The sequence below is a fragment of the Bacillus sp. FJAT-45037 genome (assembly GCF_002797325.1).
Taxonomy (GTDB): Bacteria; Bacillota; Bacilli; order Bacillales; family Bacillaceae_D; genus Alkalihalophilus.
The window spans coordinates 832,161-848,717 of record NZ_KZ454938.1 but is presented as its reverse complement, the minus strand read 5'-3'; the positions used below and the strand labels follow the sequence as shown (position 1 = coordinate 848,717).

Here is a 16,557-nt window from a genome sequence, read left to right as displayed (position 1 = left end):
TTTTACAACAACCTCAAAACTTCTTAATCTCTTCCATCACTTCTTTTAATAGATCGATAGACTTCATCACATCATGATCTAACTGCAATCCGTGATTGGCACCTGGGATCACTTTACAAGTCATTGTGTCATGGCTTTTTAGTTCGTCGATCCGCTTTTTGGAGTAGTATGGATCTTGGTCTCCAATCACACAAAGACTCTTATATACACTATTCATCATTGCATCAAACACTTCATCTTTATTAATGAGTGGCGTCAACCAAACGGCTTTCATCGTACTGCTGAATTTTTTATCACGTACCATGGAACTTAATGCAATCGTACCAAGTGACTTAGCCACCACGTAAACCGAATCATAGTGACGACCATCTAACTCTGCTTCAACAGCTCGCTCCACACCCGTTATAAAATCTTGAGCCTTTAACTGAGCCAACTCTTCTTGATTGTATGTGTAGTTCACGTGAAGAATATCATATCCTTCGTTGTAAAATAATCCTGTAGAAAAATGCAATAAAGGCGCTTTTGTTGTATAGCCAGCCCCAGGTAACATAATCGCAAGCTTATTTGTTTTTTCTTCTTGTTTCAAAAGGTGTGTAGACATTGCCTCTTGAACACAGACATACTTTTCTTCCATCTCGATACCTCCCATTAAACAACATACTTAGACACCCTTATTTTAACAGAAAATTCATTCAACCACTTCTTCATTCGGTTTAAATCCTTTACAAATATGTTTTAGCCAACAATTATTGGGTAAAATAAATAACGATCTATGGAGGTGTTCAAAGTGTTTATTGCCTTAGTTTTCTTTTTATTCATGTCCTTTTTTCTATCAGGTAGTGAAACTGCTTTAACAGCAGTAAATAAAACAAAAATCCAATCAAAAGCAGAAAATAATGACAAAAAAGCTCAAAAGCTTTTAGATTTAATTTCAAAGCCAGATCAATTCATTACGGGTATTTTAATAGGGAATAATATTTCAAATATTATGCTTCCCACCCTTGTCACTATAATCGCTATTGACTATGGAATTAATATTGGAATAGCAACCGGCATTCTAACAGTGGTCTTAATTATTTTTGCGGAAGTCCTCCCAAAATCTATCGCTGCAACTTTTTCAACAAAAACAGCCTTTATCGTAGCTCCAGTTATTAGGTACCTCATTATTTTATTTAAACCACTCATTTATTTATTGTCTAAGTTTACAAATAACGTGATTAGAATCCTTTCTAAAGGTAATAAAGAAGACAATGGATTTTCCAAAGAAGAACTTAAAACAATGGTAGACATTGCATTAACGGAAGGAACGTTTGTAAAAGAAGAGTCTCAAAGGATTAAGGGAGCCATTGATTTTTATACAAAAGATGTACGAGATGCTCTTAAAACCCCAAGAACCGAAATAGACGGCCTTCCTTGCACTGTTACTTTCGAAGATGCGAGGCAGATCGTCATGGAAAGTAATTATACTCGCTATCCCGTTTACAAAGACAACATGGATAATATTGTAGGAGTGTTTCATTCTAAGCTATTACTTAAATGGTCCTTAAATCCTTCTATGGAAATAAAAGACTTTATGGATAATTCCCCTCTTTTTGTTACGGAATCTGTATCAATTGAGCGGGTATTCAAAATGATGCTTAAGGAAAAAAAGCATCTAGCTATTGTCATTGATGAGTACGGCGGCACAACAGGGATCATTAGTCATGAAGATATAATAGAAGCAATGATAGGTCAAGACATTGAAGATGAAACAGATGATGCAGGTGAAGTTATAATCCAGGAATTAACAGACACACATATTACATGCCATGGAAAACTTACGATTCGACGCTTTAACGAAATTTTTAAAACAAAAGTTCCAGAAGAACATGACACGATTGCCGGATTTATTTACAAGGAACTCGGTCATATCCCTTATGAAGGTGAAACGTTTGAATTCCATCATCTACATTTTGAAGTAAAAGCTATGATCGACAATAAAATCGTTCAAGTTAGAGTTACTAAAAAGCTCAAACCTCAAATTGTCTAGCTGATACTAGCAATTCCCACTTGTAATCATCTTACAAAAAATGAACCAAAAAACCGTACCAGCCACAATGTGCTGGTACGGTCTTGTTTATGATGAAGGCATTCCGTGTACGGATTTAATTTCAAGGTATTCCTCGATTCCGAAGTCACCCCACTCACGGCCGATTCCAGATTGCTTGTAGCCACCAAATGGTCCGTTAAAATCAGTGTCTGCGCCATTGATGACAATGCGACCTGCTCGAATGTTTGATGCCACATATCGCACTGTTTCGGGATCTTTCCCCACTACAAAACCTGCCAGTCCGTAAACCGTGTCGTTTGCCATCTCAATCGCGTCTTCTAGGTCATCATATGTGATAATCGCTGAGACTGGCCCAAATATTTCTTCCTGTGCAATAACAGAATCATTAGACACATCCGTAAATATTGTCGGCTTCGCATAATAACCAGTCTTCAGTCCTTCAGGCTTTCCTGTTCCGCCGACAAGGAGAGTCGCCTCTTTTTCGCCTTTTTCAATATACGATTGCACGGTATCCCATTGATCCTCAGACACGAGTGGTCCAGTCGCAATGCCTTCCTTACGAGGGTCTCCCACTGGGAAAGTAGGCAGCAATTCGACAATCTTCTTCTCAAATGACTCTTTCATAGACTGTGGTATAAACACTCTTGTCCCTGCAGAGCACACCTGGCCCGTGTTATTCATGATGTTAGACAACGCTGTTTTAGCTGCATCTTCCACATCGGCATCATCAAGGACGATGATCGGTGACTTACCACCAAGCTCCAGTGCGACTTTCTTCTTCGTTTCCGCAGCCTTTTTCATGATCGTTTCACCTACAGCTCCAGAACCCGTAAAGGAGACGAAATCAATGTCAGGATGCGAGCTAATCCCATTTCCTATCACCGAACCTGATCCGTTCACAAGGTTAAATGCACCCTTAGGTACACCTGCTTCGTCAATAATTTCTGCCAAGATGATTGCTGCAAATGGTGTCTTAGAAGCAGGCTTTAGAACAACCGGGCTCCCTGCGGCAATCGCACTCGCAATTTTGGTAGATGTCTGGTTCGTCGGGAAGTTCCACGGAGTAATCAGACCACTCACACCGACTGATTCTTTGATGAGTGTGTGACCTCCTCTATCCTCTGAGAACGAAAAGTCAGAAAGGGATTCAATTGCCTGATTGAAGTGGCCAAGTCCCATTTGATAATGCACCTCTTCTGAAACAGAAAGCGGTGCACCAAGTTCATCTGTCATAATATCGACGAGCTCCTCTTTCCTCGCCTCATAACCTTTCACTATATTCTTAAGCCACTGGATTCGTTCTTCTTTCGTCGAACGAGAAAAGGCTGGAAACGCTGCCCTCGCAGCCTTTACCGCTTTATCTAAATCTTCTTCCGTACCTGAGCTGATTGTACCCATAACTTCCTCAGTTGCCGGATTAATGACCTCAATTGTTTCAGAGCCAGTTGACTCAGTCCATTCACCATTAATATAATGCTTTAGCTGATTTCGCATGGGAAAAACTCCTTTTATTATAATGATCTTCTCTATCATTTCCAAAATACGTCTACAGCACTCCTATTCCCAGCAAGTCCAGTTCTAAAACAATTGATGTCTGATTGTGCGGTCATCCGTTTAATTTTTCTTTACACTTCATATCCTGTATTAACCTCATTAATTAACTATTATTCTGATAAAGTTTGAAGGATTTGCCCTAAGTGGTATGATGGGTATAGATATCTTGCTACTTGCATTTTTAATGGTAAATAGGAACGTAACACGTCATACAATTAAAGATTTTGTGATTATAGAAAATACTGCAGGAGAGGGTGAGTTTATGGACATGATCGATCATAGGAGTTTGAACGAAGCATCAGAAGCAGTCTTTCAATTGTTAAAAGAAAGCATCGGTATCAATACATTTTTTATAGCTAAAAATGATGGAAAGACAGTTGATGTTCTGTCAGTAGAGAATCAAGATAAGACTCTTTTAGAAAAAGGGTTTCAAATTGACTTTCAAGAATCCTATTGAATACACATTTTGTTGAGTGGTCGGGAACCACTCGTTATCCCGAATCTGAATGAACATGAGCTTACAAAAGATATGAACGTTACAATAGCATTTGGGGGAGGATCCTTAATTGGCGCGCCCATTTTCCTTAAGAATGGCAAGAAGTTTGGAACTCTTTGTGGAATGGATAATGTCCCGTATGATTTTAACGAAAAGGATATTAAGCTCTTCAAGAGATTGGCGACCCTACTAACATACGTCATTGGTTTAGATGATTCTTATCAACAGATTCTGACATTATCAGCACCTATCGTTCCCCTACTCAAGGGCGTGGCTATTCTACCTTTGATCGGAGAAATTGACGAGGAACGCGGAAACAATATTTCAACAATGATTATTAAAGAAGCCCATAAACTACAACTAAATCATTTAATTATAGACCTCTCTGGTATATCAGATGTAGAAAAAGAATTTCTCTATCTCTCGAACCTCGTGAATGTGTTGAAATTATTAGGGATCGAGGTCGTGTTTACTGGAATACGACCAGACTTGGCAAGAAAAGCAATTAAAGACAACCATCGTTTAGATAATGTATCTTGCTTTGGGAACCTTCAACAAGCATTGACACACTTAGGTATCACACTAACCGTCTAATGACATCATTAAAAAGTCCAGCACTCATTTGGAGTCCTGGACTTTTAGATCAAAGAAATCATTTTTATAAAATCTGGTGTCAGTCCCTTTTCCTGTTAAAACTTTAACGTACCGAGTGACTGGCGCCATAAATCTAGAAAAAAGACCAAACTTAACCCTGTTTGGCCTTTTCTCTATTACACAATTCTTCGTCCACTTTTGCCTAACGCATAATAAATCCCGTGTTGCAATGACTGAAGACATTCGTATTCTTTCAGGTTTGTTAACGTTTTTGTAATCGTTAAAGCAAGCTTTGCAGAGATTCCGACTAGAATAACTTCTGTTCCAAGCAACCTAGCTGCTGAACCTAATTTATCAATGGCTGCTGCTTGTCGTTCGCTCATAGTTCCATTTAATCCAGTTAAATCCAACAACAAGTACTTCGCTTGGTATTTTGGAAGTTGTATGAGGATGCTATCTAATAAACCTTCCGTCCTCTCTTGATCGTAGACACCTATCAGGGGAACAACAATTATGCCTTCTAAAACAGGTATGATGGGAGAAGATAGTTCTTTAACTAGATCCTGCAACGCCTTTGTTTTATCATTCACAAGATCTTCAAGTTGAGCGATTTGCTCTGCTTCTTGACGTCTTGAGAGTTCATGAATGTTACGTTGAATATTTACTTTGGATGGGAAATACTTCACAATACTGTGAGGATGGTCCGCGTCTTGATACTGGAGGATTTTATACCAATAGCTTTTTTGGAATAGCCCTGATAAAACACCTGCATAATGAGAAGGAACAAAGATCCCTTTTGTTTTCTTATCATCCAATTGATTCATTTTATATTCCCAATCGTCTTGGATATAAAGACAGAACGTATCATGTTCAACATCTATTTCTTTAATGTCCACTTTCCCCCAACCCGCTGTTGCATAAGTATTTGATAACCACTCTACTACATTTGTTGTATTAATATTTTTCATATCGCGAAAGCCCTCGCCAACGATTAGTCCTTGACGAAATCCGGTCGTTTCAAAAACAAGATTCGTTGCTTCCACACCTGAAATTTCTTTAATTGTATCAAAAAAGGTTTTCATGGCAGAAACCCAGAAAAAGACAACGTCACCATTCTCAAATAAGACATCGCCTGTTTCTAGATCCCACTTTAACTCCACTCCACCTACTGTTATTTCTGTTTTTGTATCCATATGAATGCACCCTCCGATAGTTTAGACCTCAAGTGAATCTACATGTACGTAGGATTTTCAATTAATTTGACAAATTGACTCCCTAAAGGTATTACTACCCTCTTCCCACTAAATCTAACCATAACAAAAGCCAGCCTGGGTGGTTACCCCTTACTTATCTGCCTCCGTTAGCGTAGAGATCTGCTAGCTATGGAAAAATTGATGTGATAGTCGGCGCCTTTTGCATCACGGTGATATCTATAGTGAGCGTCTTTTTATGGTTATGGCTAGTTGATCGAATTAGAAGTTGAGTGGGAAGAGGTCAGTAAGTGTAAGGAATCTTGTGTCAGTCCCTCTTCCTTTAAAAACTTTAGCGCATGGGGTCAGACAACATAACCTTACTGTCTGATCGAGTACACTACTTCTGTAATGGTTTCATATAATTGTAGATGAGCATGAATATGACCAGCTGTAAAGAAAGTCATGGCTAATATGAACCCACAGACGAACCATTTAGCATGCTTCCGATTCTCAATATATCTCTTATAGACACATCCAAAAGCTGTAACTAATAGGGAGAAGATAGCTAAATTAACATTCCATAATTGTTGGGCCTCTATAATCGGTAGCATCACTTGTAAGGCTTGATTTGAGATCAATTCAAGTTGATATCTATCCTTTTGCACAAACCCCTCTTCAATGGTCATTATGCTTTGATCTTCGTGAAGATGAAAGTGATACCCGACAGGATTAAACTCGGTAAAAATAATGAAAAAGACTGATAAAACTATAAAGACTAAAAATATAAAAAGAAGAACTTTTTTAATGAGGTCCATACAAGCTGTTCCCCCTTACTTATACTGATTTTGAACAGGTGTAAACTCTTCACTCTTTAACGAGTACTCCTTCAAGTGATCTTCCCCATGTACCTCTGAAACAAGACGAATGGCGTCACTCGTGCAGCAACCCCCGTTCATCTTACTGATTGTATTTGAGAATGGGATGACATTTACCTAGCCACTCATCAAAACAACACTTAAGCATAATGTGAACAAAACTAGCGTCAACGGAGTCATAATATACTTTTCCTTTTTGCTTTGAGAGAAGGCGTTTGCTACTGTATTTAATACTAGAAACATAGTAATCACCCATAATAAGGTATGAATTGGGAGAGAAAAAGGATTCGCCATTACATCCGCATGAACTAAAAACACCATCGCCATGAATAATAAGATAATAGCATTAACCGCACTCACCACGCGCAGTGGTTTAGGTAGAACTTTGTGAAACCCACCAAGGGCCGCTTCACCGAAAGGAAATCCTAGAGCGAGGGTTATTTGAAATATAGAGACACATACAAATATGAACGCAATAATCAAACTAATAATCAGGATATTATCCAATACAAATACCTCCTTCACGTTTATAAATGTTCTTAAGATTTCATGCAGACATAGATCATCTCACTTCCTTTAGTATGCAACGGCTGCTTGTGCCAATTACGATATGAATGGACAATTTCAAAACCATGTTGACTAAGTAACCTGACCATTTCTTGTGGAAAGACATACCTCAGACTAATTTTCGTTTGTTTCTCCTCAACTAATTTCCCTTCTGAATTCTTGTATTTTCGAATCGTTGTGTAATGTTGCAATTGTTTAATCGGGTCATACGTACTCAGCGTAGATAGTTCGACGTTCATTTTTAGATCAGGATCATTGTACGTTTTCCAATATTGTTCAGTGGGAGGTTGAAATAATTCATCTATACTTGGAAACCTCGTTCCAAAGATAAATACACCGCCATCTTTAAGGTGATGACGTACCCCTTTAAGAAGGCAATCTTGGGATTCATTCGAATGAAAATGTTGAAATGAATTTCCGACTAAATATATGAAATGACTGCTTACGTCTAAATCTAATGTAGTACAATCTTGCTCCACCCATTGAATACTCACACCAGCTTCAGTAGATTTTGCTCGAGCATGCTCAAGCATTCCCCGGTGGAGATCAACGCCCATCACATTAAAGCCTTGTTTCGCTAACGGGATCGCTGTTCTCCCTGTACCACAGGCTAAATTAATGATTGGACCACTCCCCTTAGATGCCCACTCTGATAACAACGAAAGTTCAGGATAATACCCTTCATTTTCTTTATCATATCGTAACGGATCTTCGTATTCTTGAAAGTTATTCATTCTATTTGCTCCTTCCTACTGAGAGTAAAAATCAGCATAACTTTTAATATAAAGCGTCATTTTCGAGAAAATTATAAATGCATTTCTTTTGCATTACTCGGCAGCTTTTGTATGTGTTTAAGAAATTTCGTTATATTGTTATCATCATCAATTGGGTATGTAAAATCAAAATGTTTAGCTACATCTTTTGATAAGATTCGGAATAACTCGCAAGAAACAAATATTGAACTCCACATATTTTCATAGTTAGAATCAGAGTACGTTTCATGATACAGATCCCAATATGGTTCAGGGAGATATTGTTTAAAATACTTACCCATTTTCCCTGTTGATATTTGAAAATCATACTTTATTCCAATCCACCAATTTATCATCAAATCCAAAGAAGCTCTCGTTGTATTTACAAACATTAACTTTGCATATGGCAGTTCATCACGCCACATTCCTTTTGCAACATTTTGTAGACACCACCAAAAATTATTCGTACAACTATCATATTGTCCTTTTGTCGGCTTTTTAACGTGATAGTTGATATCTGAAGGTGATGGAATGGAGGGCAAAATATCATCTTTGTCTAGTAAGGGGGTTGTAAGGCTATCTTCACCATAATCCTCAAGCATTGCTTGTATTGTTTGAATACGAAGATCAATTCGATTTCCGTCTGAAAATAACATTAAATATGTGTAGGATCGCTCAAAATTTATATCATGGCCAATAGCTTTATCCAATTTATCTGGCTCTTGAACCATCAATAGATCCCCAAATTTATTTTTCCATCTGTCATCTTTTATGAATGAAGAAGTTTCCGTCACTACATACACAATATCGTAATCTTGAAAAATGTCCTTTGAAACATTAGGGTTGGTTCTAGAACCATTCATATACACGGCTCTAATTCGCTTATCCTTTTTAGCAGTTGTTAGTATTAGTTCAAACATTTCTTGTTCGGTTCTCATGTTCTTCCCCCTTACGATCTATATGAAAATCTGGTGTCAACCCCTCTGCCTTTTAAAACTTTAACGTACTGGGGGACTGGCACCAAAGAAACTTGATTATGTTTTGTTCAAACAAGTAATCTAATTCCTATGTATCTTTCATCGCATCATACTCTTTCTTCAGCATCCCCATAATGACTTCATCTGAATATTGGTTGTTAATATAAAGCGATTCTCTTATGATTCCTTCTATTTTGAATCCTGCTTTTTCGTATGCTTTTATCCCTCGAACGTTATGTGAATATACTTCGAGTTGAAGTCGATTTAAGTTAAGTGTGTCAAAAGTAAATTGTAGCGCTAGTTGGAGAGCCTCGGTACCGTACCCTTTATTAAAATGTTTGGTGTGATGGAGGGCAATTCGGAAGGCAGCCTTATTATTCTCTTCATCTATTTCCAAAATCGCTAAATCTCCAATCAACTCATCTGTATCAATTAGACAAATAGAAAAATCATAACGTGTTTCGTCATGCATGATTCTTTGATAATACTTATTTAATTGCTCCCTCGAAAACGTACTTCTTGTGCCGGTCATATACCTTATCTCTTCATCTTGAACGGCTTCGTATAAACTCTCTAGATCTTCCTTTTTGATTGTTCTTAGATACACAGACTCACCCTTCATTGCATTCACCTCCCTCTATATTTATAAGGGCCTAAAATCTGTTGTCAGCCCCTCTTCTTTTTAAAACTTTAGCGTACCAGAGGACAGCGCACTGAGGGTCAGACACAAAAGGATGATATTTATTAAATTCCCAAAAAATTAATTCAAATAAGATATAAATATACATGAATCAATTTCATAAAGCCCAAATCAAAGTGCCGATAAAAGCCGAATTTTCTTCTGACACTTTTTAAAACAAGTGATTAAGCAGCTAGATTACCCTTTTCTTCAGAAGAACATTTAGCTATTCGATCTCACGCGAGCTTCGCTCCGTTATAAACCAATTGCCTCAAATCAAACTGTACACAGCTCGCGTTCCTGTGCAGTAACGAACGTTGTTTAACTGGAAGAATCCTTTGAGATAAGCGATGACTCGCTCGATGGAACTTCGTTTCTTGTAGATGGTTTTCCATGCTTTTGAACCTCTGGCTGGAGCTGTGTAACGACGCAAATCAGTGGTGATTTTCACTTTATACACCTTTTAACACAACGTATCTTCGGCTAGAGGGCAGCCGCTGCACTCTTTCGGACGTGTGTATTTGAGCGTCTCGTACTTAGAGTCATAACTATCATAACGATAGGGATGTTCTCGAACACAAGTAGGGGCAAAGTACGGATCAAATCCTTCCATCTCAGGTTCATTTCTCTTGTTGTAGGCAATGACTGATTGAGCACCCATTCGGTAGATTTGTTCATAAATCGCTGGGTAGTCATACCCCGCATCGAGTGTGCCAAAGCCAATTGGGAGATTCGATAAACGCTCTTGAACTCCCTTTAATAAAGGGATTGCGGCTTTTCCATCATTTAAGTTTCCAGAAGAAAAGAGCGATTGAAGGATGTATTGACTTTTGTCCTTTGTAACCAAACCAAAAGACGTTCTTGCCTTCACTGTTTTTCTTGATGCCCCATTTAGGATCGAGAGGAACTGAAGCTCGTAGTTCAGCTAATGACACGTCAAGCTGATCTTCTATCTTTTTCTCGAAAATCGGAAGCGCAGCTTCTCGCTCAGTCTGTTCTTGAAGCCATTTTTCCTGCTCCTCTTTGGTTTTTCGCCCACGTTTTTTGGGTGCAGTTTTGGGCTTATCTTTTTTCACTGGTGCTTGATCACGTGCTTCAATATGAGTCGCATCGATGGCGATCGTGTCATCGGTAATAAACCCTTCTTGAATGGCCTGAAGGATGAGCGTTTCTTGAACGCGTTCAAGAACAGGCGACTCTACTAATTTAGAGAGCATTCTTGAATAAGACGCTTCGGATGGAATCGCATCAGACAGAAGAAAACCACAATCTAAACGGAACATATAATCATGTTTGAGACGTTTAATCAAATCCTTTATCGTTGGAATTCGCTCAAGAATTCTAGCGATAAGCGAGTAGAACATCGCTGCATAATTAAGTTGAACAGGCGCGCCGTATAAGGCTTTTTTGGAAACGACAGTTAGCACAGGGTAAATATCAATCGTTGAAAATACGGCTTCAAATCGGTGGGTAGGTTCTAAATCATATAAATCTTGCAGGTCAAATAGGCTTCCTTGTCGTATAATAGTCATAAGGGAGTCTTCCTCCAGTCTTTAGTTTGGTTTGGTCACTTAACTAATTCGACTTTTGGGGAGGTACTCCCTTTTTTATGTCTTGAAAACCTTGCGGGACTAAGGGTTCAAATTATGAAATTCGTTCACATGTTAACAGATTTTTATTGAAGCTCTAGTTTAGTAGCTGTTCCAGAAGGAGGTTCAGTGTCGAGTAAACCATCCAGCCATACTAATATTAATTGACCTTCTTGAAAATCATCAACAGAGTAATTTATAGGTATTCCCAGTTGTAATTTATGATTTATATAACCTCTATATCCTTGTGGTCCTGCATCAATAATATTAACAGTAATGGTATCATCCTCATTAACACTAACTATTTCTGCATTGAGATCAGCATTATTAGATTGAGAAGATTCACTTGGGGAACAGCCCACTAAAATTAATGAAACTAGTAGAAAGAATAGTAGTAAATATTTCATTTCAATTCCCCTTTTATGTAAGTTACTAATAAAATTATCACACCAAAAAATATTTGTAAATATTAACAATATGTAGAAATAATAAAGTCGTTTCTTTAAGGATTACAGAGTACAGATAGGTAGGGATTTGAAGTTATCGCTTCCTTTTCCCCCTGTTCACACCGTACGTGCGACCTTCATCTCATACGGCGTTCCAACTAATCCAATTCATTCAATTCTAAAATCTGGTGTCATCCCCTCTTCCTTTCAGTACTTCAACGTACCGGGGGATTGGCACCAAAGAATTCAAACTCACTAATAGATAATTAAATGATTAGAGGATTATTTCAAATATTTTTTGATAGCCAAAAGGTAAAATCGAAGCAATTAATATACCTACTACTGTAAAAGAAGTTGCTAAAACTCTATATCTTAGAATCGTAATTTCTTTTCTATTATAAGCTATACTCAATACTTTAATAATAGAATAAACTGTTATAAAAATGATTATAGCTGAAAAAATACTTATTAGAATAACAGGCATTTTTAGACCTTCCTTTACAAAATTTTTGTTTCTTACGATCGTTCACTTAACATACGAAATAGCAAGGGAAATAGTTTCTCTACTTTATTAACCTTCTCCGTTAATTGAAGAAGCCTCAGCACTGTTCTACTGAAGAAGTATCCATTACTTTAATATTTTTACTTGTTTCCATCAAGCTGCCGACTTATTTTTGAAAGCAGTCTAATAATTTCAGCCATTCCTACCAAAAAAATACCGCCAAACATACTACCTATACTTACTAATAAGACCAAGCCCTCACTCGTATCAAACTCTATTAGTACATACATTCCAGTTATAACTGCCATGATTCCAGGTATATATGTATAAAGAGCAACTGCATTCAAATTTTTAAAAGTAGTTTCCCCTCTACAATTATTGGTTAATATATCATTCATTAACTGTGGTAAACTTCACTGTTCCATTATCATATTATTTGATCACTACGTTGCCATCCTTTTCTTCGATCGTAATTTCTCCTAACTCTTCTATTCTGAGCTCCACAGGAAAGAACTGTGCCTTTTTTGTTGAAAAGAACCATTGGCGTTGCTCTCTACATATAATAAATAACCCGTGTTCATCACCGACTGGTGTCAACTCGGTGCTATCCTCTTTCCAATTTTGTACACCTATTTCATTAAGCTCTCGTGCAAAAGGTATAACTTCTTTTACTACGATCCCAATTTCACTCACATTAATGATGTCTCGAGATGAGAAGTGATGCTCAGTTTTATTATGTAAATTATGACGTACAATAAATTCAAGAATGTTACCAGCTGGGTCCTCAAAATAAATGGCATGAGCGTTCCAACTTTTAAAGAAGACTTCGTCATCTTCATTGTGAGTGTTAAGCTTGACCCTATGTTTAATCCATTTCTTAGCTTCATTCATACGATTCTCTGGAATATTAAAAGCAAAATGATAAAATGGTTCTCGTCCGTCATTGACTTCGTTAAAAGTAAGTAAAGTTGAACCTGCTTGCACAGAAAAGCCCTTTGAATTTTCGTCTACTAAAGTAAGGCTCAATTTATTAAGATAGAAGTCTTTTAATTCTTCGCGTTTATGTGTTTGAAGAGTTAATGTCTCTATGTTCATCTTATTTCTCCTCTAATCACTTGCTCCCATTCACTTAAGTACATTCGCCCCGTTATCCCTTTTTCATTTTGTAATGGACAGATCAGCTCTAAACTATTTCCATCTGGATCATTAAAGTGAATTTTTGCATGAGCCATTTCATTGTGAGCCATGACAAACGGTTCAGTCGGCTTAAAACCAAATGCTTCTCTTGGCGCGAATTCTCGATCATTCAACCAATCCACTGAGTTCTTTAAGTCTTCTAATGTAACTTCAAATGCTATGTGCCGTATCGATGGATGATATTCTAAATCTACTCGATCTGATTCCCACAAACCTAACCAACTCTTATTCTTCTCAATCCAAAAGAATGCGAGCGTATTCTCATGAATGTGTGATAATTCCAACCCGAGACCATTGTAGAATGCAATTGAACGACTCAAATCCTTAACAGGTAAATGCGCTTCATACAATCCTTTAATCATTTAATCACCCTCCAAAAAACATGACACTTCTGCTCTCTATTTGTACTTTATAGGAAATTTTTGAAGATTACTACAATTTACGATAGAAAATTATATGTTATTTGAAAAGCTAATTACAGTACATGAAAATCTGGTGTCAGTCCCTCTTCCTGTTAAAACTTTAACGTACCGAGGAACTGGCACCGAAAATCCATTAAGGAATGTTCCCTTTTATGAAGCTAAACTATTCATTACTTCAACAAGAGAAGAACTTCCGTCAGCATAATAAACCAGAGTGAAATGGCTTCAACAGTAGTTCCGTACTGCAGAAAGTTTGTTAGATGGATTACAAGGTTAATTAAACCAAACTTCCTTTTTTAAACTAACAACCTAATCAGTTAAGCTACCTTTTAATGTTTGAGATAGGTACGGAACCCGTTATGCTTCTCCTGACCTCTACATCTCGTTGAATTTGTTTTTAAATTTTTTTGCTAGTTTGAAGAGCATCACTTAGAACGCTTTTCTTAGGTAAATGATAGTAGAAATCCCCCAAGAAATTGCATAGAGTGACATGATAGCAACAGCTGCTCCCGTATATAAAACCGCGATAGATAGATTGCCGATGAATTCAGTGATTATTGGTAAGTACCCTAATATAAAGGAAGTCACAGGTTGTGATATCCATGTTAAAAGGATAAAGCTAATCAAAACAATCGTTGTGATATAGCCTGGTTTAAAAATGTAAAATAACGGAAAAGTCAATGCTGCAAACAAAAAGAATAATCCTCCACCAACCGCAATATCGGTTATCGTAAACGGTTTATTGAAAATAAATAACGCTAAACTTGCCAACCCAACTGAAAAACTCATATAGGCAATAGCACCAAGATACCGTGAAGCGATAATTTCCTTTCGTGTGTAAGGTAAAGAATTCAGCAATATATTCGTCTCTGCTTTTTCATCGTAAGCATATGAGTTAAAGGGTATAAAAATACTGGCGACCAGAAAAACTAACGCTGGTGGTACATTCAAAATAATAAAAACTAAGATAAATGGTAGAAAGATTAATAGCTGCCTTTTCTGCAATATCACATCACGTCTGATTAAATTAAACATGCTGCACGCCTCCTTTACAGTAATACATAATATCTTCCAGGGAGGCACGTTCAATGATAACTGTGTCTCCAAATATATTTTTCACAGCAGATATATTATCTGTTAAAGCTTCAAATCCTGTTGGTGCACGATGAATATTAACAAAGTTTTTTTCCGTGTCTCTATCTAACAGTTCTGTTCCACCTTTAACAAGTGCATAATTTTCAACTAGATCGTTAATGGTCTGATTAAATATTAACTCCCCATTTTGTATAAATGCGATATAGTCTGCGATACGATCTAAATCTGTTGTAATATGAGTAGAAAAGAAAATAGTGCGACTGTCATCAATCATTAATTCCTGTAATAAATCTAGGAGTTCCCGTCTAAAAATAGGGTCTAACCCTGCTGTTGGCTCATCCATAATGATCAGTTCTGCATGGTGTGACAGTGCTATCGCTAGTGATGCCTTCATTTGCATTCCTTTTGAAAAAGTTTTTATCGCCTTATTAAGTGGTAATTCGAATTTATCCACATATTGATAGAACAATTTATCATCCCATTGTTTGTAGGCAGGTCCAATAATTCGTTTGATATCTTTTAAGTTTAGACCTTCAAAAAACACGTTGCCATCGTACACAAATCCGATTCGCTCCTTGATCGCCTTTTCGTGTGTCTTGTAGTCTAAACCAAAAACCTTAACTTCCCCTGTATCTGGTTTTAACAGATTCATCATCATTTTAATCATTGTTGACTTCCCTGCCCCATTTGCTCCAATGAAACCTGTTACAAAGCCTTGTTTCACCTCTAAATCAATGTTTTTAACTGAAAAATCTTTGAATTTTTTGTTTACGCTTTTTAATTCAACCACATTTTCCATTCGTTTCACTCCTCATATAAAATTTTCAATAAATCTTTTAGTTCATCAAAGGGCAGCCCAATTTCTTTACTATTTGTTATAACTGCACTCAGTTGTTCCTCAATGACTTTCAGCTTCTTCTCTCTAATGACCTCTAAATTTTGCTCTGCGACAAAAGATCCTTTTCCAACAATTGAATAGATAAAACCCGCTTTTTCCAATTCCTCATAAGCCCTTTTCGTTGTTATGACACTAATTTGTAAATCCTTTGCAAGCTGCCGCATGGAGGGAATTGCTGTTCCCTCTGGTAGTTCACCTGATAAAATTAACGATTTAATCTGATTCGTTATTTGTTCATATAACGGCTCCTTTGAAATATTGGAAATAATTATTTGCATGCTAATCCCTCTTTTTCATCGAATAATGTATATATTCTTTATATACATTATATACACATATGGAATTTTGTGCAAGATTTTATTTGCAACAAATTATTTGAAGGACACCCTTAACTCTAAAAAATAAACAAAAAGAGCACATTTAAAATTATTCTAAACGTACTCTTAGGAAATTTAATATTAAGTTTTATTAAATGCTTATTGACTCTTGAAATTCTATTCTTGATCTTCAGAATTGTACCGATTTGAGAGCCTTTTTATCCCTCAACTCTTAACCTTTTCTGCCCTAATAGCATTCCTGTAGAGCGTTAATTTTCAACTTTGAAAAAAATAGAGCTCCTCAGTAAGATATGAGTATAGACACCACTCTAAAACTCAAAATCTAAGGAGGAA

18 protein-coding genes and 1 pseudogene are annotated in these 16,557 nt (G+C 37.0%); 3 read left to right on the top strand and 16 right to left on the bottom strand.

The window, feature by feature from the left end; translation table 11 throughout:
* Window positions 1-13: 13 nt before the first annotated feature.
* Window positions 14-634 (bottom strand): alpha/beta family hydrolase, encoded by a 621-nt coding sequence (locus CDZ88_RS04280; protein WP_100372361.1) that lies wholly within the window; start codon window positions 632-634, stop codon window positions 14-16.
* 153 nt (window positions 635-787) lie between these two features.
* Here CDZ88_RS04280 and CDZ88_RS04275 point away from each other — a divergent pair, with 153 nt between their 5' ends.
* Window positions 788-2,029 carry a hemolysin family protein gene (locus CDZ88_RS04275; protein ID WP_100372360.1) on the top strand — a complete coding sequence of 414 codons (1,242 nt, stop codon included), beginning with the start codon at window positions 788-790 and terminating at the stop codon, window positions 2,027-2,029.
* Between the two features lie 87 nt (window positions 2,030-2,116).
* Here the strand turns inward: CDZ88_RS04275 and CDZ88_RS04270 are convergent, their stop codons facing one another.
* Window positions 2,117-3,544, bottom strand: a complete 1,428-nt coding sequence (locus CDZ88_RS04270) for an aldehyde dehydrogenase family protein (RefSeq protein WP_100372359.1) — start codon at window positions 3,542-3,544, stop codon at window positions 2,117-2,119.
* Between the two features lie 211 nt (window positions 3,545-3,755).
* On the opposite strand from CDZ88_RS04270, the gene CDZ88_RS04265 reads away from it, so the two are divergent.
* Both CDZ88_RS04265 and CDZ88_RS04260 read left to right on the top strand, forming a co-directional pair.
* Window positions 3,756-4,061 (top strand): hypothetical protein, encoded by a 306-nt coding sequence (locus CDZ88_RS04265; RefSeq protein WP_100372358.1) that lies wholly within the window; start codon window positions 3,756-3,758, stop codon window positions 4,059-4,061.
* Window positions 4,062-4,070: 9 nt separating this feature from the next.
* Window positions 4,071-4,694: an STAS domain-containing protein gene (locus CDZ88_RS04260; RefSeq protein WP_332849216.1), complete on the top strand. Its 624-nt coding sequence runs from the start codon at window positions 4,071-4,073 to the stop codon at window positions 4,692-4,694.
* 176 nt (window positions 4,695-4,870) lie between these two features.
* Here the strand turns inward: CDZ88_RS04260 and CDZ88_RS04255 are convergent, their stop codons facing one another.
* The 14 genes and pseudogenes from CDZ88_RS04255 to CDZ88_RS04185 form a co-directional block, all read right to left on the bottom strand.
* Window positions 4,871-5,887 carry an STAS domain-containing protein gene (locus CDZ88_RS04255; RefSeq protein ID WP_100372356.1) on the bottom strand — a complete coding sequence of 339 codons (1,017 nt, stop codon included), beginning with the start codon at window positions 5,885-5,887 and terminating at the stop codon, window positions 4,871-4,873.
* A gap of 377 nt (window positions 5,888-6,264) precedes the next feature.
* Window positions 6,265-6,702: a hypothetical protein gene (locus CDZ88_RS04250; RefSeq protein WP_100372355.1), complete on the bottom strand. Its 438-nt coding sequence runs from the start codon at window positions 6,700-6,702 to the stop codon at window positions 6,265-6,267.
* A 177-nt stretch (window positions 6,703-6,879) separates the two neighbouring features.
* Window positions 6,880-7,269, bottom strand: coding sequence for a hypothetical protein (locus CDZ88_RS04245; RefSeq protein ID WP_100372354.1), 390 nt, complete (start codon window positions 7,267-7,269; stop codon window positions 6,880-6,882).
* 32 nt (window positions 7,270-7,301) lie between these two features.
* The gene (locus CDZ88_RS04240) at window positions 7,302-8,063 is read right to left on the bottom strand and encodes a class I SAM-dependent methyltransferase (protein ID WP_100372353.1); all 762 of its coding nucleotides are present in this window, start codon (window positions 8,061-8,063) and stop codon (window positions 7,302-7,304) included.
* 71 nt (window positions 8,064-8,134) lie between these two features.
* Window positions 8,135-9,019, bottom strand: coding sequence for an aminoglycoside 6-adenylyltransferase (locus CDZ88_RS04235; protein ID WP_100372352.1), 885 nt, complete (start codon window positions 9,017-9,019; stop codon window positions 8,135-8,137).
* Window positions 9,020-9,146: 127 nt separating this feature from the next.
* A complete protein-coding gene (locus CDZ88_RS04230; RefSeq protein ID WP_100372351.1) occupies window positions 9,147-9,680 on the bottom strand; it encodes a GNAT family N-acetyltransferase in 534 nt (177 codons plus the stop codon).
* Between the two features lie 293 nt (window positions 9,681-9,973).
* A pseudogene (locus CDZ88_RS04225) lies at window positions 9,974-11,269 on the bottom strand (transposase).
* Between the two features lie 143 nt (window positions 11,270-11,412).
* Window positions 11,413-11,733, bottom strand: a complete 321-nt coding sequence (locus CDZ88_RS04220) for a hypothetical protein (RefSeq protein ID WP_100372350.1) — start codon at window positions 11,731-11,733, stop codon at window positions 11,413-11,415.
* A gap of 681 nt (window positions 11,734-12,414) precedes the next feature.
* Window positions 12,415-12,672, bottom strand: a complete 258-nt coding sequence (locus CDZ88_RS04210; protein WP_157796472.1) for a hypothetical protein — start codon at window positions 12,670-12,672, stop codon at window positions 12,415-12,417.
* Between the two features lie 34 nt (window positions 12,673-12,706).
* Complete coding sequence (locus CDZ88_RS04205) at window positions 12,707-13,369, bottom strand: VOC family protein (protein ID WP_100372347.1); 663 nt, start codon at window positions 13,367-13,369, stop codon at window positions 12,707-12,709.
* On the bottom strand, window positions 13,366-13,833 hold the full coding sequence (locus CDZ88_RS04200) for a VOC family protein (RefSeq protein ID WP_100372346.1): 468 nt from the start codon (window positions 13,831-13,833) through the stop codon (window positions 13,366-13,368). Before CDZ88_RS04200 ends, CDZ88_RS04205 begins: the two co-directional genes overlap by 4 nt.
* Window positions 13,834-14,322: 489 nt before the next feature.
* Window positions 14,323-14,928 carry an ABC-2 transporter permease gene (locus CDZ88_RS04195; protein WP_100372345.1) on the bottom strand — a complete coding sequence of 202 codons (606 nt, stop codon included), beginning with the start codon at window positions 14,926-14,928 and terminating at the stop codon, window positions 14,323-14,325.
* Window positions 14,921-15,787: an ABC transporter ATP-binding protein gene (locus CDZ88_RS04190; protein ID WP_100372344.1), complete on the bottom strand. Its 867-nt coding sequence runs from the start codon at window positions 15,785-15,787 to the stop codon at window positions 14,921-14,923. Before CDZ88_RS04190 ends, CDZ88_RS04195 begins: the two co-directional genes overlap by 8 nt.
* Before the next feature lie 5 nt (window positions 15,788-15,792).
* On the bottom strand, window positions 15,793-16,164 hold the full coding sequence (locus CDZ88_RS04185) for a GntR family transcriptional regulator (RefSeq protein ID WP_100372343.1): 372 nt from the start codon (window positions 16,162-16,164) through the stop codon (window positions 15,793-15,795).
* Between the last annotated feature and the right edge of the window lie 393 nt (window positions 16,165-16,557).